The sequence below is a fragment of the Arthrobacter sp. NicSoilC5 genome (genome assembly GCF_019977395.1).
Lineage (GTDB): Bacteria > Actinomycetota > Actinomycetes > Actinomycetales > Micrococcaceae > Arthrobacter.
On record NZ_AP024660.1, the window covers coordinates 1,920,131 to 1,944,184 of the forward strand.

23 protein-coding genes are annotated in these 24,054 nt (G+C 65.4%); 12 read left to right on the forward strand and 11 right to left on the reverse strand.

Going from position 1 to position 24,054, the window contains the following annotated elements:
• Window position 1: 1 nt before the first annotated feature.
• Window positions 2–673, reverse strand: coding sequence for a peptidoglycan-binding protein (locus LDO22_RS08985; protein ID WP_224026816.1), 672 nt, complete (start codon window positions 671–673; stop codon window positions 2–4).
• A gap of 672 nt (window positions 674–1,345) precedes the next feature.
• On the opposite strand from LDO22_RS08985, the gene LDO22_RS08990 reads away from it, so the two are divergent.
• The 4 genes from LDO22_RS08990 (at window position 1,346) to galE (ending at window position 6,729) form a co-directional block, all read left to right on the forward strand.
• Window positions 1,346–2,806 (forward strand): hypothetical protein, encoded by a 1,461-nt coding sequence (locus LDO22_RS08990; RefSeq protein ID WP_224026817.1) that lies wholly within the window; start codon window positions 1,346–1,348, stop codon window positions 2,804–2,806.
• 77 nt (window positions 2,807–2,883) lie between these two features.
• The gene (gene pelF, locus LDO22_RS08995) at window positions 2,884–4,626 is read left to right on the forward strand and encodes a GT4 family glycosyltransferase PelF (protein ID WP_224026818.1); all 1,743 of its coding nucleotides are present in this window, start codon (window positions 2,884–2,886) and stop codon (window positions 4,624–4,626) included.
• Window positions 4,623–5,705: a putative glycoside hydrolase gene (locus tag LDO22_RS09000; RefSeq protein ID WP_224026819.1), complete on the forward strand. Its 1,083-nt coding sequence runs from the start codon at window positions 4,623–4,625 to the stop codon at window positions 5,703–5,705. The genes pelF and LDO22_RS09000 overlap by 4 nt, the downstream gene beginning before the upstream one ends.
• The gene (gene galE / locus LDO22_RS09005; RefSeq protein WP_224027204.1) at window positions 5,701–6,729 is read left to right on the forward strand and encodes a UDP-glucose 4-epimerase GalE; all 1,029 of its coding nucleotides are present in this window, start codon (window positions 5,701–5,703) and stop codon (window positions 6,727–6,729) included. Before LDO22_RS09000 ends, galE begins: the two co-directional genes overlap by 5 nt.
• Before the next feature lie 34 nt (window positions 6,730–6,763).
• Here the strand turns inward: galE and LDO22_RS09010 are convergent, their stop codons facing one another.
• The 7 genes from LDO22_RS09010 to LDO22_RS09040 all read right to left on the reverse strand — a co-directional run bounded on the left by LDO22_RS09010 (window position 6,764) and on the right by LDO22_RS09040 (window position 13,201).
• Window positions 6,764–8,245, reverse strand: a complete 1,482-nt coding sequence (locus LDO22_RS09010) for a DUF4832 domain-containing protein (protein WP_224026820.1) — start codon at window positions 8,243–8,245, stop codon at window positions 6,764–6,766.
• A gap of 212 nt (window positions 8,246–8,457) precedes the next feature.
• Window positions 8,458–8,949 (reverse strand): hypothetical protein, encoded by a 492-nt coding sequence (locus tag LDO22_RS09015; protein WP_159631023.1) that lies wholly within the window; start codon window positions 8,947–8,949, stop codon window positions 8,458–8,460.
• Window positions 8,950–9,053: 104 nt separating this feature from the next.
• Window positions 9,054–9,320, reverse strand: a complete 267-nt coding sequence (locus tag LDO22_RS09020; RefSeq protein ID WP_224026821.1) for a hypothetical protein — start codon at window positions 9,318–9,320, stop codon at window positions 9,054–9,056.
• A 96-nt stretch (window positions 9,321–9,416) separates the two neighbouring features.
• On the reverse strand, window positions 9,417–9,857 hold the full coding sequence (locus tag LDO22_RS09025; RefSeq protein WP_224026822.1) for a hypothetical protein: 441 nt from the start codon (window positions 9,855–9,857) through the stop codon (window positions 9,417–9,419).
• Window positions 9,858–10,277: 420 nt separating this feature from the next.
• Window positions 10,278–11,102 carry a diacylglycerol kinase family protein gene (locus LDO22_RS09030; protein ID WP_224027205.1) on the reverse strand — a complete coding sequence of 275 codons (825 nt, stop codon included), beginning with the start codon at window positions 11,100–11,102 and terminating at the stop codon, window positions 10,278–10,280.
• 143 nt (window positions 11,103–11,245) lie between these two features.
• Window positions 11,246–12,151 (reverse strand): response regulator transcription factor, encoded by a 906-nt coding sequence (locus tag LDO22_RS09035; protein ID WP_263422198.1) that lies wholly within the window; start codon window positions 12,149–12,151, stop codon window positions 11,246–11,248.
• A 246-nt stretch (window positions 12,152–12,397) separates the two neighbouring features.
• A complete protein-coding gene (locus LDO22_RS09040; protein WP_224026824.1) occupies window positions 12,398–13,201 on the reverse strand; it encodes a response regulator transcription factor in 804 nt (267 codons plus the stop codon).
• Window positions 13,202–13,807: 606 nt separating this feature from the next.
• On the opposite strand from LDO22_RS09040, the gene LDO22_RS09045 reads away from it, so the two are divergent.
• The 6 genes from LDO22_RS09045 to LDO22_RS09070 all read left to right on the forward strand — a co-directional run bounded on the left by LDO22_RS09045 (window position 13,808) and on the right by LDO22_RS09070 (window position 18,081).
• The gene (locus LDO22_RS09045) at window positions 13,808–14,014 is read left to right on the forward strand and encodes a hypothetical protein (protein WP_159631017.1); all 207 of its coding nucleotides are present in this window, start codon (window positions 13,808–13,810) and stop codon (window positions 14,012–14,014) included.
• 173 nt (window positions 14,015–14,187) lie between these two features.
• Window positions 14,188–14,778, forward strand: a complete 591-nt coding sequence (locus LDO22_RS09050; RefSeq protein ID WP_224026825.1) for a hypothetical protein — start codon at window positions 14,188–14,190, stop codon at window positions 14,776–14,778.
• A 140-nt stretch (window positions 14,779–14,918) separates the two neighbouring features.
• On the forward strand, window positions 14,919–15,653 hold the full coding sequence (locus tag LDO22_RS09055) for a YcnI family protein (RefSeq protein WP_224026826.1): 735 nt from the start codon (window positions 14,919–14,921) through the stop codon (window positions 15,651–15,653).
• Between the two features lie 13 nt (window positions 15,654–15,666).
• Complete coding sequence (locus LDO22_RS09060; protein ID WP_224026827.1) at window positions 15,667–16,233, forward strand: copper resistance protein CopC; 567 nt, start codon at window positions 15,667–15,669, stop codon at window positions 16,231–16,233.
• Window positions 16,234–16,357: 124 nt separating this feature from the next.
• Window positions 16,358–17,125: a VOC family protein gene (locus LDO22_RS09065; protein ID WP_224026828.1), complete on the forward strand. Its 768-nt coding sequence runs from the start codon at window positions 16,358–16,360 to the stop codon at window positions 17,123–17,125.
• Window positions 17,126–17,166: 41 nt separating this feature from the next.
• On the forward strand, window positions 17,167–18,081 hold the full coding sequence (locus tag LDO22_RS09070; protein ID WP_224026829.1) for a DMT family transporter: 915 nt from the start codon (window positions 17,167–17,169) through the stop codon (window positions 18,079–18,081).
• Between the two features lie 14 nt (window positions 18,082–18,095).
• Here LDO22_RS09070 and LDO22_RS09075 read toward each other — a convergent pair whose 3' ends face one another.
• Complete coding sequence (locus LDO22_RS09075; protein WP_224026830.1) at window positions 18,096–18,608, reverse strand: hemerythrin domain-containing protein; 513 nt, start codon at window positions 18,606–18,608, stop codon at window positions 18,096–18,098.
• Window positions 18,609–18,791: 183 nt separating this feature from the next.
• Here LDO22_RS09075 and LDO22_RS09080 point away from each other — a divergent pair, with 183 nt between their 5' ends.
• The gene (locus tag LDO22_RS09080; RefSeq protein WP_224026831.1) at window positions 18,792–19,856 is read left to right on the forward strand and encodes a sodium:calcium antiporter; all 1,065 of its coding nucleotides are present in this window, start codon (window positions 18,792–18,794) and stop codon (window positions 19,854–19,856) included.
• 19 nt (window positions 19,857–19,875) lie between these two features.
• Here the strand turns inward: LDO22_RS09080 and LDO22_RS09085 are convergent, their stop codons facing one another.
• Both LDO22_RS09085 and LDO22_RS09090 read right to left on the reverse strand, forming a co-directional pair.
• On the reverse strand, window positions 19,876–20,745 hold the full coding sequence (locus LDO22_RS09085) for a class II glutamine amidotransferase (RefSeq protein WP_224026832.1): 870 nt from the start codon (window positions 20,743–20,745) through the stop codon (window positions 19,876–19,878).
• A gap of 16 nt (window positions 20,746–20,761) precedes the next feature.
• The gene (locus LDO22_RS09090; protein ID WP_224026833.1) at window positions 20,762–22,162 is read right to left on the reverse strand and encodes a glutamate decarboxylase; all 1,401 of its coding nucleotides are present in this window, start codon (window positions 22,160–22,162) and stop codon (window positions 20,762–20,764) included.
• A 264-nt stretch (window positions 22,163–22,426) separates the two neighbouring features.
• Here LDO22_RS09090 and LDO22_RS09095 point away from each other — a divergent pair, with 264 nt between their 5' ends.
• A complete protein-coding gene (locus tag LDO22_RS09095; RefSeq protein WP_224026834.1) occupies window positions 22,427–23,557 on the forward strand; it encodes an acyltransferase in 1,131 nt (376 codons plus the stop codon).
• Window positions 23,558–24,054 lie beyond the last annotated feature (497 nt).

A 24,054-nucleotide genomic window follows, 5' to 3' on the forward strand; every position in this document is an offset into this window, starting at 1 on the left:
CTTACTGCTGCAGGTCGGACTGCTGGCCGGCCGCGGCGTTGGCGGCGCCGTCGATGTGCTGCGAGATGGTGGCGCTCTGGTCCGAGATGGCGTACGCCTGGCTGTCGATGGAGCCGATGTTGGCGGCCACGGCCGCGTCGATCGGGGCTGCAACGTTGGCGTTCGCCGCGACGGCACCGTTGATGGGGGCTGCAATGGCGGCGTCGGCATCGAGGTTGACGTCCACGTTGAGCAGGTTCCCGTTCAGTGCACCGGCGGCGTCGGTCAGGCCACCGGTGCTGGTGGGATCCGTCCCGGCGCCTGCCCCGCCGTCCGTGGTCCCGGCGTCGGTTGTGCCCGCGTCCGCGGTGCCGTCGCCCTGGCCGATCACGCTGTCCTGGGTGGAGTCAGCGTTGGCGTCGGCTGTGATCCCCTGGTCAATGGCAGCGTCCTGGCTGGACAAAGCCTGCGCGTCCGAGCCAAACGACAGGATGTTGGCTGACGCGGCGGCGTCGATGGGCGCGGCCACGTTCGCGTTGGCGGCGACGGCCAGGTCAATCGGGGCCGCGGCGTTGATGCCCAGGTCCAGGTCCGCGTTCAGGTCCAGGACGGATGCTACTTCCTTGTCCGGCAGGGCGGTGGCCTGTTCGGACATCAGTTCATCATCGGTAAGGGGACGCATTTCGTTGTCCATGCTTAGAGACCTCCGGTGCCGCGCGGGTGCTCTGCCCCCAGCGGGCAGCCCGCGCCCCACAATGGTAAGCATGATTAGTAGTTTTGCGAAGCTATCCGGGACAGCTTTGCACCGGCCGGCGCAGGCCAATGACCTGCGGCGATAGCGTCGGAGCACCAGGAACACGATGGCGGTCCCCGCATTGAGGCCGTTCCTGGACTCCCGCGGGACGGGCGGAACGGGGAACGTCAAGAAGCCCGGAGGCGGCCTCTGGCGGGAACTGCGGCACCTCCTTAACGCGCCGCCTCACCTCTTCAGGAAGCCTTCAGGACCTTTACTCAAATCATTGGATGTTTATTAATCGATTCAATGGTCCGTTCTTGATTTAGGGCCTTTATTGTCGTGTCCGGGCCGCTCCTCCCTGGAGCGGAACGCGTTCCGCGCACCCAAAAGCTTCCGGGTTTCCCCGCAGGGGTCCACCCGGGTTTGACCGGGGCCGGCGGCGGTGTGTGCCCTCCTGAGACCAGGGCGCATCCCCCCAGTCGCCGTCGGCCCCCCAGCTCCTGGCCACCATCCACACCCCTTACGCTTCACGACGCTGGCGTCACCCGCTGCCCTGGGCGCGGCTGACCGGCCGCGCGTGTTCCCGGGGCAACAGGTTTCGCAGCTCCCGCCTGCCGCCCGAAGGAAGACATGACGTCACTGAAACATCTGCTGCAAGACACCTATGCCCGCCAAATGTTCGTGTTCGTTGTTGTCGGCCTGGCCTTGTCCGCCATGGTGCCGTTCGGCAGCAGGTTCCTTACCGGCGGCTCACCCGTCCTGGTCCTGGCGGCGGCAGTGCTTCCCCTGCTGCTGGCGGTAGCGCTCATCGTCACGCCCCGGATCTCCAAGGCAGACCAGCAGGCCGCAGGCGGTTCGCAGGAACGCCTGGGCGCGGCCCTGCTCCTGTACCTGTCCCCGGTGCTCCTGCTGAACGCCGTCTACCCGCTGGTGAGTCCTGCCATGGCCGGCATCAATGTTGCAGGGGTGCCGCTGACCTACGTGGTCCTGGCATCGTCGGTCACCGTGCCGTGGCTGGCCCAGGCTGCGTGCCTCCCCATTTACCGCGTGCTCGGTGACCTCATGGCCGAGCGCAACCTCGGGGAGATCACCCGCCGGTTCTGCCAGTACTGGCCGCTGATGTTCGTCCAGTCCCTGCCTCTCGTTGCGGTGTTCGCGGTTCCCCTGTGGCTGGCCACCGGCTGGTCCTGGGACGCCATGATGCACTACGTGGTCCTGTGCGTCCTGCACCTGCTGTTCGTGCAATCACTGGTGCTGGCCAACGTGGCCAACCGCCGTGGCCTGTGGGCTGCCGCCTGGTCCGGCTACGCGGCCGCACTGTTCCTCGCTCCCGCCGCCTGGTGGCTGCCGCCTGTGGTCGGAACCGTCACGCAGCTCGTTGCCATGCGCTCGGGCCTGCGCCACCTGGGCATCACCAAGCACCTGGGCGCACGGGTGTTCGGTGCTGACCTGGTCCGCGGCCTGCTTATGGGTGCGGTCCTCTGGGCTGACAAGTATGCGCTGTTCCTGGTGACAGGCGGGGCATTCCAGGTTGTGGCTGTTTTCGCTGCCATGCTCCCGGCAGTCATCGCCTACAACTTCTACTTCGTGCACTTGGCACCTGGCGTGGACCGGGCCCTCGGCAGGCTGCACAAGGACATCGCCACCGCCCCGGTCAGCGTCCTGAAGGGCAGCTCCAGCCGGCTGGTCCGTGTCCTGGACCGCTCGGTGGTCCTCACCGGAGCCATCGCCGGGCTGCTGACCCTCTCGGTGTCGCTGGCAGTGTCCGGCCTGGACCCGGCCAACACGTTACTGACGGTTGCCGCCGCCCTGGCCTCGTGGTCCTTCATGATGCTCACGCTCCTGAACTACGAGCTGGACTTCATCGGGGAGAAAATCACGCCCCAGATCCTCGGCGCCGTGCACCTGGCCGTGTGCATCGCAGCCTTCGCCGGCGGAGCCCACCTGATCGGCACCTCGCTGCATTCCGCCAGCTACCTGATCCTGGGGGCCGCTGACTTCGTCCTTATCGCCGTCGGCTGGTCGCTCTACAAGCGGCACTGGAGCCAGCCCGAATACACCCTCTTTTGGCGGCACGCCACCACGTGGTGACGTGGCTCCCGCCACCGCACGTCCCTCAGTCAGTCCGAAACTCTTGAGCCTTCAGAACACCAGGTGAGGAAACAACCATGTACTCGACCCTTAAGAACCTAAAGACCCGCTGGAACAGCAATCCGGCCCCGTCAGTGCTTTCGGCGGGACCGGCAGCCGCCCCGGCGCCCCGGGATGTCGAGTACCAGGACGTAGACGTGGCCATCGTGATGGAGTCCACCTACCCCTACCTCAAGGGCGGCGTCTCGGCAGTGGTGCACGACATCGTCACGCACAACCCGGACCTCAGCTACGGCATCATCCACATCACCTGGGACTCCAGCGCGCCGCTGACGGACCTCTACGGCATGCCCGGGAACGTCCGCTGGGTCCGGACGGTCTTCCTCAGCATGGAGGAACACCGGCACGACTACATGTCGGTGACCGTCAAGGACCTGGGCATGGACTCCAAACAGCGCGAAGAACTCTCTCACCGGCTTTTTGACGCCATCTACGCCCTGTCAGAACACGGCGAAGTGGAGCCGCTGTGGGACCTGATTGACGAGGGCCTCAACAAGCGGACCCGGCAGTACCCCCTGTGGGCCCTGCTCGGATCCCGGGAATTCATGCAGGCGCTGCAGGACCGGATGCCGCAGCTGAACCTGCCGCTGGCCGAATCCTTCTGGGTGCTGCGGAACTTCTTCTCCCTGGCCTATGCCATCACCGGCGAGACCATGCCCCGCGCCAAGGTCTACCACGCCCACACCACCGGCTACGCATCCCTGCTGGGGGCAGCGGCCGCGCGGGACCACGACACCGCCTTCCTGCTGACCGAACACAACCTGTATGTCCGGGACACCGTGAACACCCTGCTGGACCGCAACATGGCCCTGTCCATCACGGCCGATGACTACCGGCTCTTCGACGTCACGGCGGAACAGCGCGCCTGGATGGCCTGGTGGACGGAAATGGGACGCTTCTGCTACCCCAGCGCCCGCCTGATTACCTACCTCTACCCCAGCGCCATCACAGAGGCAGCCCGCCTGGGAACGGACATCGACAAGTCCGTCGTGGTGCCCAACGGCATGGTCATCGAGGAGTTCGACGGGAAGTACCGGGCGCGCCGGCAGGTCCTGGAAAACCTCCGGCAGGACTCCGCGGAGCACGTCTGGCGCCTGGTCTACATCGCCCGCGTGGTGCCCATCAAGGGGCTGCTTGACCTGCTTTCGAGCATGGAGGTCCTCACGCAGCGCGGCTATCCCAACCTGCACCTGGACGTCCTGGGCCCCACCGAGCACGTGCCCGAATACTACGAAGCGTGCCTGGCCAAGATCGAGGCCCTGGGCCTGCAGGACAAGGTCACCATCCACGGCACCGTCAACGTCAGGGAAATGCTTGACCAGTTCGACCTGCTGGTGCTCCCCAGCTATAACGAGGGCCAGCCCATCGTCATCCTGGAGGCCATGGCCGCCGGCATTCCCACGGTGGGCTCCGACGTTGGCGGCGTGGCCCAGCTCATCGCCGATGACCTGCTGACCACGGACGGGAAGACCATCGGCGCCTGCGGCGAAACGGTGACCCCGGGCAACGTGGTGCAGATGGCGGACGCGGTCCAGGCCGTCATCGGCAACCTGGACTCCTACGGCGAGTATGCAGCCAACGCCCGGACCCGCGTGCAGGAGTTCTTCCAGATGCACGAGGTGATGTCGTCCTACAACCAGATTTACCGCGCCCTCGGAGACCTGCCGGTGGTGGAGCCGGCTGCGGCGGACGTAACAGCGCTGGACATGGCGGCTGCGGAAGAGCTGCCCACCGAAGCCCTTACCGTGGTGCCGCTGTGACGGGAGTGGGTGCGTGGATCCGCTACGGCGATCCCATTTCTCCGGCGCAGATCGATTTCGCCGCGGAGCACTACCGCGCGGCCATCCTCCAGCCGTGGGAGCTGGACGCGGCAGCCGAGCTCAAGCGCCGCCGCCCGGACATGACGGTGCTCTGCTACAAGTGCCTGTCCTCCACCCGTGCCTATGAACCGGGGCCCATCTTCAGTTCCGGGGTGACGTACCGGGAGGCAGAGGACGACGGCGGCACATGGTTCGCCACGCGGCTGGACGGCGCGCGCATCGAGTGGAACGGGTACGGCGGACACTGGCAGATGAAGGTGTGGGACCCGGAGTACCGTGCCCGCTGGGTGCAGAACGTCACCAGCGAGCTGGCAGGCTCTCCCTTTGACGGCGTGATGGCGGACAACGACGTCTTTGACGACTACTACGGCATCCGGCCCCCGGTGCAGGACGCGGCATCCATGGCCGACTTCCGGGACGGCCTGGACAAACTGGTCCACGCTGCGGGGGCTGCATTGAACGGCGTGGGCAAGGTCCTGGTGCCTAACATTGCCGAATCCCGGCGCCTGCCGGGCCGCTGGGATTCCCACGCGGCGTACGGCGGCGGCTTCGAGGAGGTGTGGCTGGGCTACGGGCCGGCGAACCTGTTCGATCCCCGCACGGCCGAGGCACAGCTTGCCCAGGCAGACGGGCCCGGAATTTCGATCCTGCGCGTCCCCACCGACGGCGATGACGCCCACCCCAACTTCCGGTATGGGCTGGCGGCGTTCTGGATCTTCGGCGGCGGCGCGGGTTCCTACACGGCGACCGGCCACGACGACTACAGCCGCACCCAGCACATCGAGGAACTGGACTGGCCCCTTGGGCACCCCGAGGGGCAGCCCCAGGGCCGCCGGCACGTATGGTCGCGGACCTTCAGCGGCGGCTGGGCGGCAGTGAACTTCAACAACGACGGCCGCAGCCGGCGCCGCATCAAAGTCCCGTCCGGGCTGGTTGATGCCGCCGGGCAACCGGCACCCCACCATGTGGTCCTGGCCCCGCAGAGCGGGGTTGTCTATCAGCGAGGGCAGAGACATTAAGGTTCTAGTTACCGGCGGCGCCGGGTACATCGGGTCCCACACCATCCTCCAGCTGCTGGAGGCCGGGCACGACGTCACGGCGGTGGACAACCTCAGCAATTCCCAGATGGAGTCGCTGCTGCGCGTCCAGAAACTCGCCGGACGCAGCCTGGCCTTCCACGAGGCCGACATCACGGACCCCGCGGCGCTGGACGGGGTGTTCGCCGCCGCCGGGGCTGAGGCGGTGATCCACTTCGCGGGTTTGAAGGCCGTGGGCGAATCGGTGTCCCAGCCCCTGCGCTACTACCGGAACAACGTCACCGGGACGCTGAACCTGCTGGAGGCCATGGACGCCCATGACGTGCGGACCCTCGTCTTCAGCTCCTCCGCCACGGTGTACGGGAGCAACCCTCAGATGCCGCTCAAGGAGGACAGCAGGCTGGGGGCCACCAACCCCTACGGCCGGACCAAGCAGCAGATTGAAGAGATCCTCACGGACGTGCAGGCCTCTGACGGCCGGTGGCGGCTGGCCCTCCTCCGCTACTTCAACCCGGTGGGCGCCCACCCGTCCGGCCAGATCGGCGAGGACCCGCAGGGTCCCCCGAACAACCTCTTCCCGTACGTCACCCAGGTGGCGGTGGGCCGCAGGGACATGCTGAACGTCTTCGGCGGCGACTACCCAACATCCGACGGCACCGGGATCCGCGACTACATCCACGTAATGGACCTGGCCGCCGGACACCTGGCGGCACTGAATTACCTCGCTGCCCGCGAGGGGGTCCACACCTGGAACCTGGGCAGCGGCAGCGGCCACTCCGTCCTGGAAATCATCCGCGCCTTTGAAAAGGCTGCGCAGACTGCCATCCCCTACAGCCTGGCGGAGCGGCGCCCGGGAGACGCCCCGGTCAGCCTGGCGGATCCGACGGCGGCCTTCCGCGACCTGGGGTGGAAGGCTGCGGAGACGCTGGAGAACATGTGCGCCGATGCCTGGCGTTGGCAGCAGAACAACCCGAACGGGTACCGCATGGAGGCGGCAGCCAGTTAGCAGTCGGCGGCCGCGGCTTGGCGGTGGTCGGTGGTCAGGATGCGGGGAAGTAGTTGCGTCCCAAGGTTAGCCATCCGGGCAGCGTCTGGTCCTGGGCAGCGTTGGCAAAGCGCAGCGGGACGCCATTGGCCAGCGGGTTCACCGGCCGCAGCACCAGCGTGTAGTAGCCGGCGGGGAGGCCGGCGGTGCTGAGGGGCGCTCCCAGGGTGGGTGCCATGCCGGGTTTGATCGAGGTGAGCCGCCAGGAAGTGGTCCAGGTCCTGGCGATCTTCCCGTCGCCGCCCACGGCAGCCACCTGCACCGGCCAGTCATAGTAGAACGGCGCCGCACCCGTGTTGCGGATGGTGACGCTGAGGTCGCTCTGTCCCTTCACGGTTCCGGGCGTCAGGGAAAAGCCGGTGGCCTGGAACCGGTAGCCCAGCGATTGGGAGGCTGCGGCAGCATTGCTTTGGGCAGCCCCTGCGTACGCTGGGCTGAAGGCGTACTGGTTGAGCAGCCACGAGGCGTGCGTTGCCGCCACGCTCCCCGGAAAGTCCTTCTGGGCCGGGTCGGCCACCCAGGGGCACGGGACGGCGTCGAAAAGGCAGGGCTGCAGCTCGGGGCGGAGTTCGCCGCCCACCGGCTGGGTGAGCCATTTGCCGGTTGCGCCGGCCTGCTGCAGTTTGTCCACGAAGCTCCAGCCGGTTCCGGGCATGGTTTCGGCGGCAAACGAGTCGTCGTGGTAGCCCACGCTGAGGCTGCTGTTCGCGGTGGTGGGGTACCGCACCTGCAGCTTGGTCCTGGTGAAGGCGGCCGTGTAGGCCTGCAGGACAAGTTGTTGCTCGGTGGCCGAGGCAGACCAGTTTTCCGGCGAGGCCCACCCGTCGTGGGGGTAGGTGTGCCATTCGCCCCAGAACCCCAGCAGGCCCGCCTGGATGAAGCCGATGCGCCGGTCGCCGTCGTATTTTGACCCAAAGGCCGCGATGAAGCCGTCCAGCGCCTGTGCCAGGCGCGGGTCGTCGTAGTCGGGGGAAACGCTGATGCCCTGGTTGCCGTAGTCGGTGTAGGAGTGGGTGGCCAATCCGGCGTCCAGGAGGTATTTGGGAACGCCGGTTGGCTTGCCGGGGTAGTCGAGGTAGAACCTGAAGACGGCCTGGTGTCCGCGGGCGGCAATGGCGTTCAGCTGGGATTCCAGGGCGGACCAGTCGTAGTTGCCGGGTCCCGTGACCACTGCGTTCACCGGAATGTAGAACCATTCCATGGAATAGGGCAGGGAACCGTACTTCCCGGCGTAGGGGACAAAGCCCTGCAGCGGGTTGCTGGCCGGCGCCGGACCGGCCGCCAGGGAAACCCACTCCCCCGGTTTGATGTCTGCGGCTGTCGCGCTGGGTACAGTGCCGGCGGAAGGGATGGTGAGGGATATCAGCCCCGCCAACAAGGACAACGCCGCGGCAGGTTTTGCTATCCCTTTGGCCTTTCCGCGCGGGCGGACAATATTCGGAAACGGAACAGCACCCAGCCTGTGCAACGCTTTCACTGAAGCTTCTTCCTAAGGGCGGTGCCAGGGCACCTGCGAGACCAAGAACTGCACGAAAGTCGCCCAGTGCGACGGCGCTAATTCAAACTGAAAACGCAGGGCTCCACAAGTGGCCAAGGGGTTTCCATCATTTCTCAACGCGCCCCGGTCCCCAACACGATGAGCCTTCCGGCCTGCCGCGGTCCTTCCTGGCTGGGTCATGGCCCATTTTTTCAATCGGTTCGTGGTCCAGCAGCAGCACTGATGGAGGGACGCTGCCCGGACCTGTAGGCAGAGGCTATGACGGGTTCGAGTTCGTCCATCACCGTATGGTTGCCGGGGAGCACCACATGGGCCAGAAATTCGGATTCGAGTGTTGCAACACCGGCTGCCGCCGCTGCGAGTTTGGCGTCGGTGGACAAGGCGAAGGCGTGCCAGAACCTCCGGGCATCGAGTTCGAGCACTTTTGCGCTAACCTCCTTGCCGGGGACGTCGGACACTCCACCCGGAACAGCAGGGCTTCGCTCGGTCTGCGGTAATGAGAGGACAATCCGAAATTGCCTTCCGCTGGCTCTGAACGAGATGGCGTTGAGGTGGCCACGTTGGCTGAAGAGAACATCGGTTGCCCCGAAGTCAAGAAGCGAGCGTTCCACGTGTTCCCGCGAAGCTCCAACACTGAAGGAATCACCGCGCGTGTAAAAACTCCGGGAATCGTAGGTTGCCATACTCCAACTATGCCCCGCCCGGCCCCCTTTCGGTCGCAGGGGCCTCGCCCAGTACGTTAATGGCTGGACCCCGGCCCGGTTTGGGTGGCCGGGGTCCCGTGGGTTTAGGGCTGTACAGAGTCGAAGAACCGGTAGGTCGGCTGTGCCGGGGACGGTTCTTCCTGGCGCGTTTTGGACCGGATGAACTCGATGTTTTCCGGTGACAGGACAGTTTCGCCGTGACTATCAGAATCAGCGTCCTCTCCGGATTCGGCATTTATTTCTGCCGAGATGGTCCGGGGCAGAATTACACAACCAGGATTGTCGAGGAGCCACTGCTTGCTGGCCGGGGACAGCCGGTGCCAGTACTTCTCAAGGTGCATGGAAGTCATTGTTTCCTTTGCGGGTTTGGGTTTGTGTGGAGACTTTGAGGAGGCGCGCCTATGCGCGTGTCCCTACTGTCGACTCCGCGGTGCTGGTTACGGGTGTTAGTCGAAGTGGATTTCTGCCGCGGATTGACGGATAGCTTCAAGTCGTTGTTCCTCAAGCAGCCCCAGGGCATCCATTTCTTCAGACCTGTGGGCGCGCTCGGCTTCGGCCTGTACGGAGATGTCCCTTAGTATCGTGCCCACGAGGTGGGCAAGCCCTGACTTGAGGTCCTGCAGATTGGTGTTGGTGATCAAAAGGCGGCGGTCGGAGACCCGCAGTTCGACGTCACTGTATCCTTCCTCCGCAAGGCGCTTGGTGACGCTCTTGTCGTGCAACAAATCGAGTTCCCGCGGCTGGGGCCTGCGGGAAAAAACGACGGGGACGGTGTACCGGGAGGCGGCCGTTGCCGTACCGAGGTCGTGAGGCAGGGCGGAAGCGAGGACGCCGCTGAGCGCGAGGCGCCCCTCGACGTGGACAGGCTGTTCTTGGGTGGTGGTCATGGCATTGCGCCAACGTTTCTTGGAGATGCACTGTCAGAACCGCAGATACGGGCGGATTGACTGTGACTGGGGTTCTAGGGACTCGAAACCGGGCCCCTTATATTGGGAGGGCACGGGCTGAAGGGCCGGCCTGCGTAGCAGGACGGCCAGGGCCGCCCTCGTTGTCCCAACTCATCACCACGTGTTCAGCGCAGTGACGGGATGTCACAGTCGCCGATGCGCCGGCGGCGCACGCGGAGTTGGTTTCATTGCCCGGGAAACCGGATGTCCAGTCACAACGTCCCGATACTCTGACTGTACGCCCTCGTGGGCCGCGACCGGTGAAAACCCACCAATCAGTTCTGTCCGCTTCCAAACCCGGACCTGCCCCTGGCTACGTCCCGTTCCCACAATCCACAGACACAGCAAGGGTGCCGAGGGTCAGATAACAGCCAGGGCGCCCTTCGCGCTCTCCACCAGCACCTGCGTGGCCGCCGGAAGGTGGATGACTTCGCCGTCGATCTGGCAAGGGACAGCATCCCGCGTGGTGAAGGAATAGCTGCTGACGCTGGGCTGGTGGCCCAGTCCCAGCGTCACAGCCCGCAGGGTCATCAGCGCCATCTTCCAGCGCCCGGCATGCGGCAGCGTCACGACCTCGAACAGGCCATCGTCGGGGCTGCCCATCTCGCTGACCGTCCCGTACTTGGCCATACGCGAAATGTTGGCGAGGATCAGGCTGTCGAAGCGCGCGGTGGCCCCGTCTGCACGGACGAGTTCAAAGGGCCTCAACGCAGAGAGTGTGCGGGCGACGGACAGGAGTTCGAGGATTTTCCCCTTGCCGCCCCGCTCGATGCCGATCGCCATCAACGGTGTGAGCCCGAAACCTATGTAGGAGTGGGCGTACTGAATCCGCTCGCGGTGTTCCCCGCCGAACGTGATGCGCAACAGGTCGATGTGGCGGACCGGGCCTTGGCGGACGGCCTCCGGCAACGGCGGCGCGGGCATGCTGCGGTGATGGTCATTGGCGTTTCCTGCCGCAACAACAGTGCACACCGCCCTGCTGCCCGGAACGTCCATTACCCCGTTGACGACCTCGTGGTATCCGCCATCACCACTGACGGAAACAATGAGAGGGGTTCCCTTCGCCGCCACGGAGCGTGCAAGATCACGGGCGTGCCCGGCAAACTCCGTTGGCAGCAACTCAATCGGCAGCTGCGGCAATCCGGCAGTCAGACCCTGTCGTAATTCATCGATCCTGGCAACCATGCCGGGCTTACCCGGATTGAAGACCAGGACTACCCGATCAAAACGGTCCACGGGCGCCCTCACTCGACATAGCCGCCCTTCCAACCGCTGTCACCCAGATTCTGCTCCGGCAGAGGAGTGCCAGTGGGAAACTGTCCGGCCCCTTAGTTCTGGCCCCGCTCGGGAGCGTTGTCAGTGCCGCGCGGGGTTGGCCTTGAGGTGGTGGCCTCAGGGCCATGCACGTTCGTCCGTCGTTCCTGCAAGAGTCTAACGGCGTGAGGCCGGGCGCGGGTAGCCGCCAGGGAATCAGCAAGTCGCATGGCGTCCAATAAAAGCATTCTGTTGGACGGCGGAACACTGCCCGCCTCGCTGGTGCAGATAACCAGCGCCGCGGTGACTTCCGCGATCAGGTCTGTGTCACGGCTGCTCCGGTACTCCTGGGCGAGGTCCCCTGTGTGCTCAAGTTCCCCGGAGACGAACACCGCGACCTCGGTTCTGCGCGACATGTCGAATTTCATCAGCACCGATGAGACCATGTTTTTCACGGTCTTTTCGGCCAAAAACATTTCCTGGCCGATCTGGCCGTTGGTCAACCCCCGGGCAACCCCGCCCGCCACCTTCATTTCCTGCTTTGAAAGCATCCCCAACCGGGCGTCGGGCCCGTTCGTTCCGTCAGCCTGGATCGGAGCCAGGATGCCGGTCTGGAAACGACGGCTGTAGGCTGTGTACCCCTGGATGGCCCGCCGGATCAGCCTGAGCTGCTCCTCATTGTCATCCTGTTGTGACAGACACCCCCATGCGCCGGCCAGGATAGCCCCGATCAGCACCGATTCGTCAGTTTCACCCGTCATCAGGACGCACCGGATGTTGGCACCGGCAGCTGCGATAGTTCGGCAAAGCCCGGCACCGGAACCATCGGGAAGATCATCGTCGATGATGGCCAGATCCGGGCGTACCGCAGGGATCCGCCGCGCCGCCTGGTGGGCAGACGCCGACTCACCGGCAAGGCTGAACCCGTTAACCTCCAGCAGCCTCCGCAAACCCCGCCGGACGAGCTCTTCGCCAGTCACGACATACACGCTCCCAGAAGAAGCCGCTGAACCGGGCTTATGGCCAGTCGCCATATTCGCTTCCGTTCATTCGCCCTTCGAAACCCCAAAGGCGGTTGTTAGTCTCCTGCTGCCACTCTGGCCCACCACGAAAAGGAGAACAGCCACCTGCCCCACAGGTATCTGCTGGAAAAGCGAACGAACTTGCCGACTCACTTACAGGCTAGCCCCATAAGCAGAGTCCCAGCACCCCGTCCGGAACGTTATTTAGTTCTCCTGGTCCATGGGTGCTGCCAGCCGGTAGCCAAATCCGTGAACTGTCTCGATCCAGCGCGGCTTTGCTGCACTGTCGCCCAGTTTCCTGCGCAAATTGGCGATGTGCACCTGGATTACCTGTTCATCTGGGGCACGGTCCGTGGAGTCGTCCACGCTTTGTCCCCCGCGCATCGACTGTGCAAGGTCTTCCTTGCTCAGAACCACCCGTCCGTTGATGAGGATGGTGTTCAGCAGCTCAAACTCGGAGGCGGTAAGTCCGCGAATTTCCGCCCCGTCCACGCTCACGGTCCTGGTGGAGACATGCAGGTGCAGGCCGTTGTGGGCCAGGGCTGCAGGGCCGTCCTGGACATCAGGCGGCGCGTCCGGCCCGGTTGCCGGCGCCGGCTGCAGGGACGAGGCCGTCAAGTGTGGAGTGTCGGTGCGGAGCCGGGGGCGCCGCAGCAGTGCCTCCACCCGGTACCTCAGCTCGCGGGCGCGGAAGGGTTTGGTGAGGTAATCGTCGGCGCCGGCCTCCAGCGCCAGGATGGTGTCCAGTTCCTGGCTGCTGGCTGTCAGGATCAGCACGTAGGCATTGCTGAATGTACGGATGCGCCGGGTCACTTCAAATCCGTCGATGTCCGGCAGTCCGAGATCAACCACCACCACTTCGGGGCTGTGTTTATTGACGGCGTCAACTCCGGCCTGCCCATGGTCGAATGCATGGATGCCGAATCCTGCCTCACGCAGAATTCCGGACACCACAACACTGATGTCCGGATCGTCCTCCACAACCACTACCGTCCCGCGCTCCAACAATTCCCCCGATCAAATCCTTGGCCAAACCCGGCTGATTTCCGCAGACAACAAATTCCAAAACTTAATGTGCCCGCAGCCAAGCTCTTTTTGGCCCTTTTCTACGGTAGTAGGCATTCGAAGCCGTGCATGTGGCGGATCGGTCCAAAGTTATGCAACTCACGCAATTCGTCATTTCCGCCTGTCCCGCGCCCCTGCGCCGGCGCATGCCGGAGCTCCATCGAATTGCAGAATAAGGGCATTTGCCGGGGACGGGCCCCCGTAGTGGCTACCTGTCTTCCGGGAGGGGACTACTTGCCCTCACGCGCACTCACACCATGAAGCCGCAGGTCAACCCGCAGTTTACCCAATGGTAAGCAGGGTTACTACGCAAGCGAAGTTGATGACGTGGCGGCCCGGCAAGATGGCGACCCTACCTGCCCTGGCCCATCCTGACAGGAGTCTCCGCGTCCACGTTCCGGTTGCTGGGTAATTGCTGGGAGCCGCCGCAGGAGGGGGATAAGGAATGGCCATATTGAATACTGGTGCATTTGAGAATCGCCGTGGTTCAATGGCCATTGTGCCCCACGGCACAATGAGGCCCCAACGAGCATCAGGAGGACAGACAGTATGGCTGGAATCAACGCGAAGTTCGACAAGGAATATCTCGACAAGGGCATCGATGATCTGGCTAAAGCGCCGGTCGAGGCCCTGAAGGGACTGTCCGAGAGCGACGCCCAGAAGCTCAAAGAGGCCCTGAATATCAAGACCGTCAAGGATCTGGGCACCAACAAGTTCTTCATCTGGGCGCACTCGGTCGCCAAGCTCGCGGAGTAGCGCGCCCCCTCGCAGTTCGAAGCAAAGCCCCTGGCCTCCACCAGGGGCTTTGCTGTTTAACCCCGCAGCCGGCGTTCCGGGCCTCCTCCACATCCTGAAGTTGATTACCTGCCCATGGGGGTGGTTCCTTACAGTGGAGGGTGGCAACTGTAAAGGGAAGGGTGGCGAGTGGCATGAGTGCTCCGTTCCGCGTCCCCCGTGCCATAGCGTTCACCGCCTCCATGCTGATCCTCGCCGCAGGGGCCCACGTTCTCGCAGGGGGCCTGCTGCCGCAGCCGGCCATCGTCGCAGGAATCGTGGCGCTGGTCCTGGCGCCGGTCACGATCCTGTCAAAGACCAAGATCAGCATGCCCGCGATGATCGGCCTCCTGGGCTCCAGCCAACTGGTCCTGCACTGGGCCTTCGACGCGTTGTCGGTGTCCGCTTCGTTCACTCCCACCGCCGGCGGCCACGTCCATGACGCCTCAGCGGTGTCGCCTGCGGGCGCGGTCCTGATGCCGGAACATGCCGCCGTACCGGGTGCCCTGATGCTGGCCCTGCACGCCGCGGCAACCCTGGCCACGGCGTTGGTCCTGGCCAAGGGCGAAGCAGCCGTCTGGGCCTTGGCCGCCTGGCTGCGGCCACTGGTCCGGATCCTGTCCGCCGTCGCCATTCCTGAGTGGCCGCACCTTCCCGCGCCGGCCGCCGTCGTGATTCCGTCCCGGTGGCGGAACCTGCGCCTGCCTGCGCTGCGCGGGCCGCCGGCCTTCCACGCCGCAACCTAACGCGGCTTCCGACTTTCCGCGCCGCCCCCACCTGCCCACAGGCACCTGCCCCTGGCAGGCATGGGCGGGCCGCGTTGTCCCTTTTTTCTGCGCCGCCGCCGTACGCGGTCCTTTTTGGCGCACCCTTTGGAAGGCTTGCTTTGAACACCTCATTCCGCCGTACCCTCAAGTCCCTCACCGCCGCCGCTGCCGCCGCGGGAATCATCGCTACAGGCGCCACCGCCGCGTCCGCCCACGTGAGCGTGGACCCGGATGACACCGCCGCGAACGGCTACTCCCACCTGACGTTCAACGTCCCCAACGAGTCCCCCACCGCGAAGACCACCAAGCTCGAGGTCACGCTGCCCACCGATACGCCGTTCACCTCCGTCTCCGTCAAGCCTGTGGAAGGCTGGACCGCGCAGGTGGTCACGGGAGACCTGCCCAAGCCGGTCACGGTGGCCGGCGCCACGGTCACCAAGGCGCCGGTCTCGGTGGTCTGGACCGCGGACGAAGCCCACCAGCTGGGCCAGAACCAGTACCAGTCCTTCTCGCTGTCCGTGGGCCGGCTGCCCGCCGAGGGCACCAAGGTCACCCTGAAGGCAGCCCAGAGCTACACCGACGGCAGCGTGGTGAAGTGGGACGAAGAGAGCGCTGAGGGGCAGCCGGAGCCCAAGCATCCGGCCCCGTCCTTCGTGACAACGGCCGACGACGGCGCTGCCGCCGCCGGTGCGTCAGCGGCACCGGGCGCCGAGGCAGTGTCGGAGACGAAGCAGGTTTCCACCGACGCCACGTCCGTGTGGGGCCTGGTCCTGGGCGCGGCAGGCTTCGTGCTCGGCGCAGCGGCCCTGGGGCTGGTCCTTGCCGGACGCCGGACCCGCACTGCCGGCAAGTAGAGCGGGGAAACGAATGAATCCAACGTCCCGCAAGGGCCCGGCGGCCTGGCTGGCATGGGTGCTGCTGGCGCTCACCACAGCCGCGTTCGTGCTCGCTTCATCGGCACCGGCGCAGGCGCATGACTCCCTGGAATCCAGCAACCCGGCCGATGGTTCCACGGTCAGCGCGATGCCCGCGAAGATCGAGCTGACCTTCGACCACACCCCGATCGCCATCAACTCGATCGTGCGGGTGGAGGACGCCACCGGCACCGACCAGGCGGACGGGCCGGTTCAGATCGTGGACAACCAGGTCAGCCAGCCGGTCAAACGGGGCGCTCCCGAAGGAAAGTACACCGTGGTGTGGCGGGTGGTGTCCCCCGACGGGCACCCCATCGAGGGAACCTTCACCTTCACAGCCGGCGGACCGAACACCGCACCCGCCGCCGCCGTTGCCACGCCTGCTGCTGCTGCGGCGAGCTCCGGGCTGCCGGGGCAGCTGGTTGTGGTGGGGATCGTCGCGGGCGTGCTGGTCATCGGGCTGCTGGTTGCCGGGGTCATGATCAGGCGCCGGCTGCGGAACCCGGAAAACGAGGCCTGATAATGGCCAGCGCCGGCACGGCAACCGCCAGAAATGTAGCCGTGCCGGCGCTCCTCGGCTTTTGGGGCGTGCAGCGCTAGGGTGGGCCTTGCCCGGTCCACACCTGCACACACCAGGAGTCCCCATGCCCAAGCCCACTATCGCCCCCGGTGATCCCTGCTGGATCGACCTCATGACGTCCCGCCCGGAAAGGTCCCGCGAGTTCTACACCCGGCTGTTCGGGTGGACCTATGAAGAGGGCGACCAGGAGACATACGGCGGCTACATCACGGCCTTCGCCAATGGATCGCCGGTGGCCGGGATGATGAAGAACGACGACGACTCCGGATATCCCGACGTCTGGACAACGTACCTGCGCGTAGAGGACATTCACGCCACGGCGGAGGCGGCGCTGGCCGCGGGCGGCCAGGTGCTCATGCCGCCCATGGAGGTTCCCGGACAAGGACACATGGCGATGATCGCGGACGTGGGCGGAGCAGCAGTTGGCGCCTGGCAGTTCGGCGGCCACACCGGATTCCAGTCCACGGGCGAACCCGGGACCCCATACTGGCATGAACTCCACACCCGCAACTACGCCCCGTCCGTGAAGTTCTACCAGGACGTCTTTGGCTGGGATACCGACGTCATGAGCGACACCGAGGACTTCCGCTACACCACGCTGGGGTCCGGACGGGACTCCCGGGCCGGCATCATGGACGCCTCCAGCTACCTGCCGGAGGGAGTGCCGTCCAACTGGCAGACCTACTTCGCGATTGAGAACACCGACGCGGGCGTTGAGATCGCCACGTCACTGGGAGGCCAGGTGGTCCACCCCGCCGAGGACACCCCGTTTGGGCGCATTGCAGCCCTGACCGACCCCACAGGTGCACTGTTCAGGATCGCCCAGCGCTAGGTCCGGGTTTCCTCCGGCCCTGGAGGGGGTAAGGTCTGTCCATGATCCAGGCTGCGGCCGTGTCCGCGCTGACGTCCTACCACTGGCTCGGGATTCCCATCGCCGCCGCCGGCGCCGTCCTGCTTGCCCTGGGGACGCTGTTCCAGCACCGCGCCGTGGAAAACCAACCGGCGGCATCCGGACGCGCGGCAGGCAGCATGGGCGGTGGACGCCTCCAGGCGCTGGTCCGGAAACCAGCATGGCTGGCAGGGACGGCGATGCTGGGCGCCGCGATCCTGCTCCAGCTGACCAGCCTCCGGTTCTCGCCCCTGATCGTGGTGCAGCCCATCGGTGCCGTGGCCCTGGTGGTGACCACGCTGGCCACCGCCCGGATGACCCGCAGGTCCCCCGGGCGCCGGGCGCTCACCGCCGTCGCCCTCTGCGTTGGCGGGGTGGGGGTCTTCGTTGCCGTGGCAGCGCTGTCCGCGGAGGACGTGGAGATCAGCGACCGGCACCTGGTGACCATCCTGATCGTCCTCGCCGTCGTCCTGGTGTGCGTCGCCGTGGCCTATCTCTTGTGGCGGCACAGCTCGCACGCCGTGGTCTTCACCGCCGGTGCCGGAATCCTGTTCGGGTTCGTCGCGGCGCTGGCCAAGACCGTGATCGCCCGCCTGTTCCAGGGCGATTTCGAATGGCTGTCCCTGATCTGCCTGGCGGGGCTCGTGGTCGCGGGCCTGGCCGGCAGCTTCCTGGTCCAGAACGCCCACACCCGGGGCACGCCCGAGCTGGTGGTGGCCGGGCTGACGGTCATCGATCCACTCGTCGCCGTCGCCATCGGCATCACCATCCTGGGCGAGGCCGACGCAGCCCCGCCGCTGGCGATCGTCCTGTTCCTCCTGTCGGGGGCCACCGCCGTCGCCGGTGTCCTGCTGCTGGCTACCGTCAAGAAGCCCGTCGAGCCAGGAATCATGCGGTAACACCACCCACGGTTTTATTCGTGCTCGCGGACGTATTCCTCGGGGCTTACATCCTGCGGTTCAATCCCCGCGGCATGTTGTGATTCGAAAATGCTGAACGCCAGGCCCAAGCGGTGCCGCAGCTCCAGCGACGCGTGCTGCCGGAAATCGGTCAGGCCTTCACGTTCCTCCTCTGCCATGTGGTCGCCGTTGGCTTCATTGGCCTTCGCCACCGCCGCCCACCACTCCGGAGTACCCGTTGGGTGCTTGGAAACGTCAGCGATGGCGTCCCGGATTTCGTTGTGGTCGTGGATGGCATCGGTGGTTTCGTCCTCGGCCGAGTCTTTTCCGCCTGCGCCCTTCCCCAGTTCCAGCAGTTCCGGGTAGAAGAGCTCCTCTTCTGCCTTGGCATGGACTTCCAGCAGGATGCGCATCCGCTTCCACACCGCTTCCAGGTCCGGCTGTTCGCAGTTGTGCATTTCATCGAGCAGGGCGAACAGGCGACGTTGCTCGTGGTGGTCATTCAAAATCACTTCAACGATGTCCATGGGGGTCCTTTCGCAGGGCAGGTACGCAACAACCCTTACCCCCAACGAGCCCATCTGCCACCACCTACCACCCGTCGGAACACGATTCCCAGCGCATTCCCAGCAAACAACCACGGATGCGGGCCACCCGCTGGGTACGTCTTCGCTGGGACGCTGATAAGAACCACGCAGGGAGGACGAGACATGGAAGCACTGCCCCTGGCGGTACTGCTCCTGATTTTCGCCGGTGCCGCGGCGGTGATCTGGGTGGCCGGCATCCAACTCTCGAAGCAGACGGATGTCCTTGATGACCGGCTCCGCCTTGGTTCGGCGCTGGGCGGGCTGATCCTGCTGGCCATCGCCACCAACCTGCCGGAGATCGCCATCACCGTCAGCGCTGCCCTGTCCAACAACATCGGCGTGGCGGTAGGGAACATTTTGGGTGGTATCGCCATCCAGACTGTGGTGCTGGTGATCCTGGACGTGTTTGGCACCAGGGGCACCGATCCGCTCAGTTACAAGGCGGCGTCCCTGACCCTGGTCATCGAAGCCGTCACGGTCATCGCGGTGCTGGGCGTGGTGATCGCCGGCAGCCAAATGCCGGGCTCGCTGGTGGCGTTGCACCTGACCCCCGCCGCGGTGCTGATCGCCGTGATCTGGATCCTGGGGCTGGTCCTGGTCCAGCGCTCCCAAAAGGGGCTGCCCTGGCACCAGCAGGGCGACGCCCCCGGCGGCCAGGACCAGCCCAAAGGACACTCCAAGAAGAAGGCCGCAGATAAGAACCGGCACATCAGCACAGCTAAGTCAGCCTTGATCTTCACCATGGCGGCCCTAGCAACCCTGGGCGCCGGCGTCGTCCTTGAGCGCAGCGGTGACGCCATCGCCGGGCATATCGGCCTGTCCGGCGTCCTGTTCGGCGCCACTTTCCTGGCCCTGGCCACGTCCCTGCCCGAGATCTCCACCGGCCTGGCATCCGTGAAGCAGGGCGACTACAAGCTGGCCTTCAGCGACATCTTCGGCGGCAACGCGTTCCTCCCGGTCCTGTTCCTGGTGGCGGTCCTCATCACCGGCAAACCGGTCCTGCCCCAGGCCCAGGCGACGGACATCTACCTCACCGCCCTGGCGATCCTGCTGACCCTGGCCTACCTGCTGGGCCTGCTGTTCCGCCCGAAAAAGAAGCACCTGGGCATGGGCATGGACTCACTGGTGGTCCTGGTCCTGTACCTCGTGGGAGTCGCCGGACTGTTCGCCGTGGCCACCATGTCCTGACCGCCACCGACGCACACCTTCAGGACGTTTGCGACGCCGCCGCGGACGGATCCAGGTCGGCGAGCGTGAGCGGGTGGGCAGGTTGGTCCGGGAACGGGAAGGTGCAGGTCACCGCCAGGTCCGGACCAACGTGCACCAGCTCCCCCGGCGCCAGGGGACGCCATCCGGGGTTGTGGTCCATGGGTTCGGTGGCAAAGAGGACGGACCGGGCAGCGGACAGTTCCGTGCTTCGCGAGTGGATCCGGTGGCTCCGCGCATCCAACGGTGCCACCGGGGCCGGCTCCGCGGACGGGTCGCGTTCCAGGATGAACAGCGGGTGGGTTGCCGGGTAGCGGAGCGCCCAGAGATCGGTGGCCGTGGTGACGATCAGGTTCAGGGCCAGGACAGGAAGCTCCGCGGCGATCCAGCCCACCGCACGTGCGATTCCTTCCGTCACGTCCCCGCCAGCGCGCCGGGTCTCAGCGGTGATCAGGGCGAAGAGCCGTTCGCTGTCGGTCTGTCCCTGCACCAGCTCCACCACGCCCAGCTCTACCAGCCGCGCGTCGAGCCGGTCCAGCCCGTGGAAGGCGCCGTTGTGGGCGAACAGCCGCCCGTCCTGCTCGAACGGGTGCGTGTTCACCAGGGTGTGCGCGCCCGTGCTGGCGTACCGGACGTGGGCCAGGAAGGTGGTGCTCACCAGCTGCCGGGCCTCCCGGGCAAAGGCGTGGTCCTCCCATGCGGCGAGCGGCCGTTTGCTGACCCGCGCGCCGCCGTCGGCCTCAAACGTGCCGATCCCCGCGCCGTCGGGCTCCCTCCTGCTCTGCTGGGACAGGCTGTCCGGGGCGTCCAGCAGCCAGAAGGTGGCGCGGACCGGCCGGGACCCGGCGTGGAGGCCGAACAACCGGCACATGGCCGCTCCTCACAAGCTAGTGGTGGAATGCTTCCTTCTGCTGCTCCGTCGGCATGGGCCCCGTCAGCGCATCCAGGTAGGCCACTTCCTTCTGGAGGTCGGCCAGGAAGCTGGCGGCAAGGTCGCGGGTGAAGCCGTTGCGGACCACGATCCGCTGCACCGTGATGCTGCTGAGCCCGTCCGGCAGCGGGTAGGCCGGGACCAGCCAGCCGTTCATGCGCAGGCGCTCGGAGAGGTGGTGCAGGTTCCAGTTCTTGGTGTGGCCGTCGGTGAGCTGCCAGGCGAAGACCGGGATGTCGGACCCGTCACTCCAGAGGGTGAAGGCGTCCATGGCGCCGATCTCGTGGGACAGGTACCGGGCCACGTCACGGCAGCTGGCCTGCACGGACCGGTAGCCGGCAAAGCCCAGCCGGAGGAACAGGTAGTACTGCAGCAACACCTGGGCGCCGGGCCGGGAGAAGTTCAGGGCGAAGGTGGGCATGTCCCCGCCCAGGTAGCTGACGTGGAACACCAGGTCCCCGGGCAGTGCGTCAGCGTCCCGCCACACGATCCAGCCCAGGCCCGGGTACACCAGCCCGTACTTGTGGCCGGAGGTGTTGATGGAGGCAACCCTGGGGAGCCGGAAGTCCCACACCAGTTCCGGCTGCAGGAACGGCGCCACCATGGCCCCGGACGCGCCGTCCACATGAATGGGGATGTCCAGGCCGGTGCTCGCCTGGATGGCGTCCAGCGCGGCGGAAATCCGTTCCACGGGTTCGTAGGCGCCGGTATAGGTCACGCCCATGATCGCCACCACGCCGATGGTGTTCTCATCCACGTAGCGTTCCAGGTCATGGCCGTCCAGCGTGGGGTGGTCGGCGGACACGGGCACGTAGCGGGCTTCCACCTCGAAATAGTTGCAGAACTTCTCCCAGCACACCTGCACGGCGGAGCTGAGGACGATGTTGGGTGAGTCGGTGGGCTGCTTGGCGGCACGACGGCGGTGTTGCCACCGGCGTTTGAGCGCCAGGCCACCGAGCATGCACGCCTCAGACGAACCAACAGTTGAGGTGCCGACGGCGGCGGCCGGGTCCGGGGCGTTCCACAGGTCCGCGAGCATCCGCCAGCACCGGGTTTCGATCAGCGCCGTCTGGGGGTATTCGTCCTTGTCGATCATGTTCTTGTCGAACGTTTCCGCATAGAGCTGGGAGGCTTCCCGCTCCATCCAGGTGCCCACGAACGTGGCCAGGTTCAGGCGGGAGTTGCCGTCCAGCATCACCTCGTCGTGGACCACCTGGTAGGCGGTGCCGGGCAGGGATTCCCCGTCCGGGATGGTGAAGCGGGGGAAGATGGTGGACTCCCCCGGCCGGCCGAAAAGGGGGTTTAGCTCTACGCTCGCCGCGGGCTCATGCCGTGCGCTCCGGTGTGACCTGGCCATGTCCGCTTCCTTCGCCCGCCGTCGTGGCAGGCTTGCCCCTGCCGTTGCAGATCCGCTGTTCCCAGCACTCCGTATTATTCATGCACCCGGGGAGAACGGCAGCAGGCACGGCGTTGCTATCAATCCCTGAATCCGCCGTTCGCAGCTTTAAGACTTTTGCTTGTTCTTACAACCGAAATGGGCTTGATAGCATCACTAAGCTCCAGTATCACAATTTTCCGCGAAAGTAGACCCATGCCGCGACTCCCGCAGTCCACGTCGGCCGTGCTGAACACAGCCCGGCCGAGGCTTCTCCTCCTCGACTGCCTGCGTCTCACGGCGGCCATGGGGGTGGTGCTCTACCACTACACAGCTTTCGCCGGCTCGGAGTTCTGGGGTGTTCCTGCCAAGGAGGTGTTTCCGCGCCTGTCTGGAATCACTGCTTACGGCGCGCTGGGGGTCCAGCTATTCTTCATCATCAGTGGATTCGTGATCCTCATGTCTGCTTACGGGCGGTCTGTAGGCCAATTTGCCGCTTCCCGCATCTCGAGGCTCTTCCCGGCCTATTGGACTGCAGTAATCCTGGCGGCAGTCCTGCTTCTCGTCATCAGCCCCGGGAACCTGAATACGGTGTCGTGGGCTGATGCCGCACTCAACCTCACCATGCTGCAGCAGGCCGTCAATGTCCCGTCCTTGGACGGGGTTTATTGGACCCTCTGGGTCGAGTTGCTGTTCTACGTGACCATTGCTCTCTTTCTCTGGCGCGGAATGACGGAGCGGAAACTGCTCGCATTCATTTTTCTCTGGCCACTCCTTGGGATGCTCTCCATCCAAGCGGACGCCGAAATGGTTCAGGCACTCCTCATCCCCGTTTATTCACCGCTTTTTGCTGTCGGCATGGGTATCTACCTGATCCATGCTTATGGACATAACCTGGTTCGTTGGCTGGCCGTCGCCGTCAACGTCCTGCTCTCCTGCCACCAGACATCGGTGGGTTTCCTCCCCGCCATGTCTCACAGCACAGGCCAGGACCTTTCGCTTGGGGTGATGTGGCTGGCGATCCTGGCCTTCGTCGCTGTTGTGGCCCTGATCACCACCACCCCGCTGCGCCACCGCGGTTGGAAATGGATGAGCGTGGCCGGAGCGTTGACGTACCCCTTGTACCTGGTTCATGAGATGTGGGGCTGGTGGATCATCAGGACCGTGCATCACGCCCTCGGCCCTTGGCCTTCCGTTGCCCTCGCCGCGGCCTTCGCCGTCACGCTGGCGTGGCTGATCCACAGACTGATCGAGCGGCGCTTCGCATCACCGTTCAAGAAGGCCCTCAGCCGGGGACTCTCACCGGCACCTGTTCATCCCGATCGATCCCTGAGCGACGCAAACGCAACGCCGGTCATGAGCTCTTCCCTAAGCTGAAAGCCTGAACCATCGCGCTGCGTTTCCCCTTGGCGGTTGACGCGAACTCCACGGAAGACACCTCCAGTACCCGCCCACCGCGACGGCCTGGACCCGCCAGACGTACGACGGCGGCCGGGGCTGGGGAACCGGCGGCAGCCCCTGTAAAGCGTGCGGTGTGGACCGCGGCCCGGTCGCCCGGAGTTCCGCCGCGGCTCATAACGACTGACCGGCCCGGCGGAAAGCAAAACGTGCCGCCGCCTCAACTTGGGGGGTTATGAGGCAGCGGCACTGCATCCAAGGTACTCCCGGACACATCCGATCAGCCGGGATCCGGCCGTCACGGCCGAAACCTTGACGAATTTTTTACGCCGCGGTTCCACGTCCGGCACTCCGCACCATTAGCGCGCTGGGACGGGCGGCAGCATGCACAGCGCCTGCACAGGGCCGCCCTAAACCAGTGACAGGCAAGGCCCCGATGCTTGGTGTATTCCCTCCAGCGGGAGGGCCAACATCTA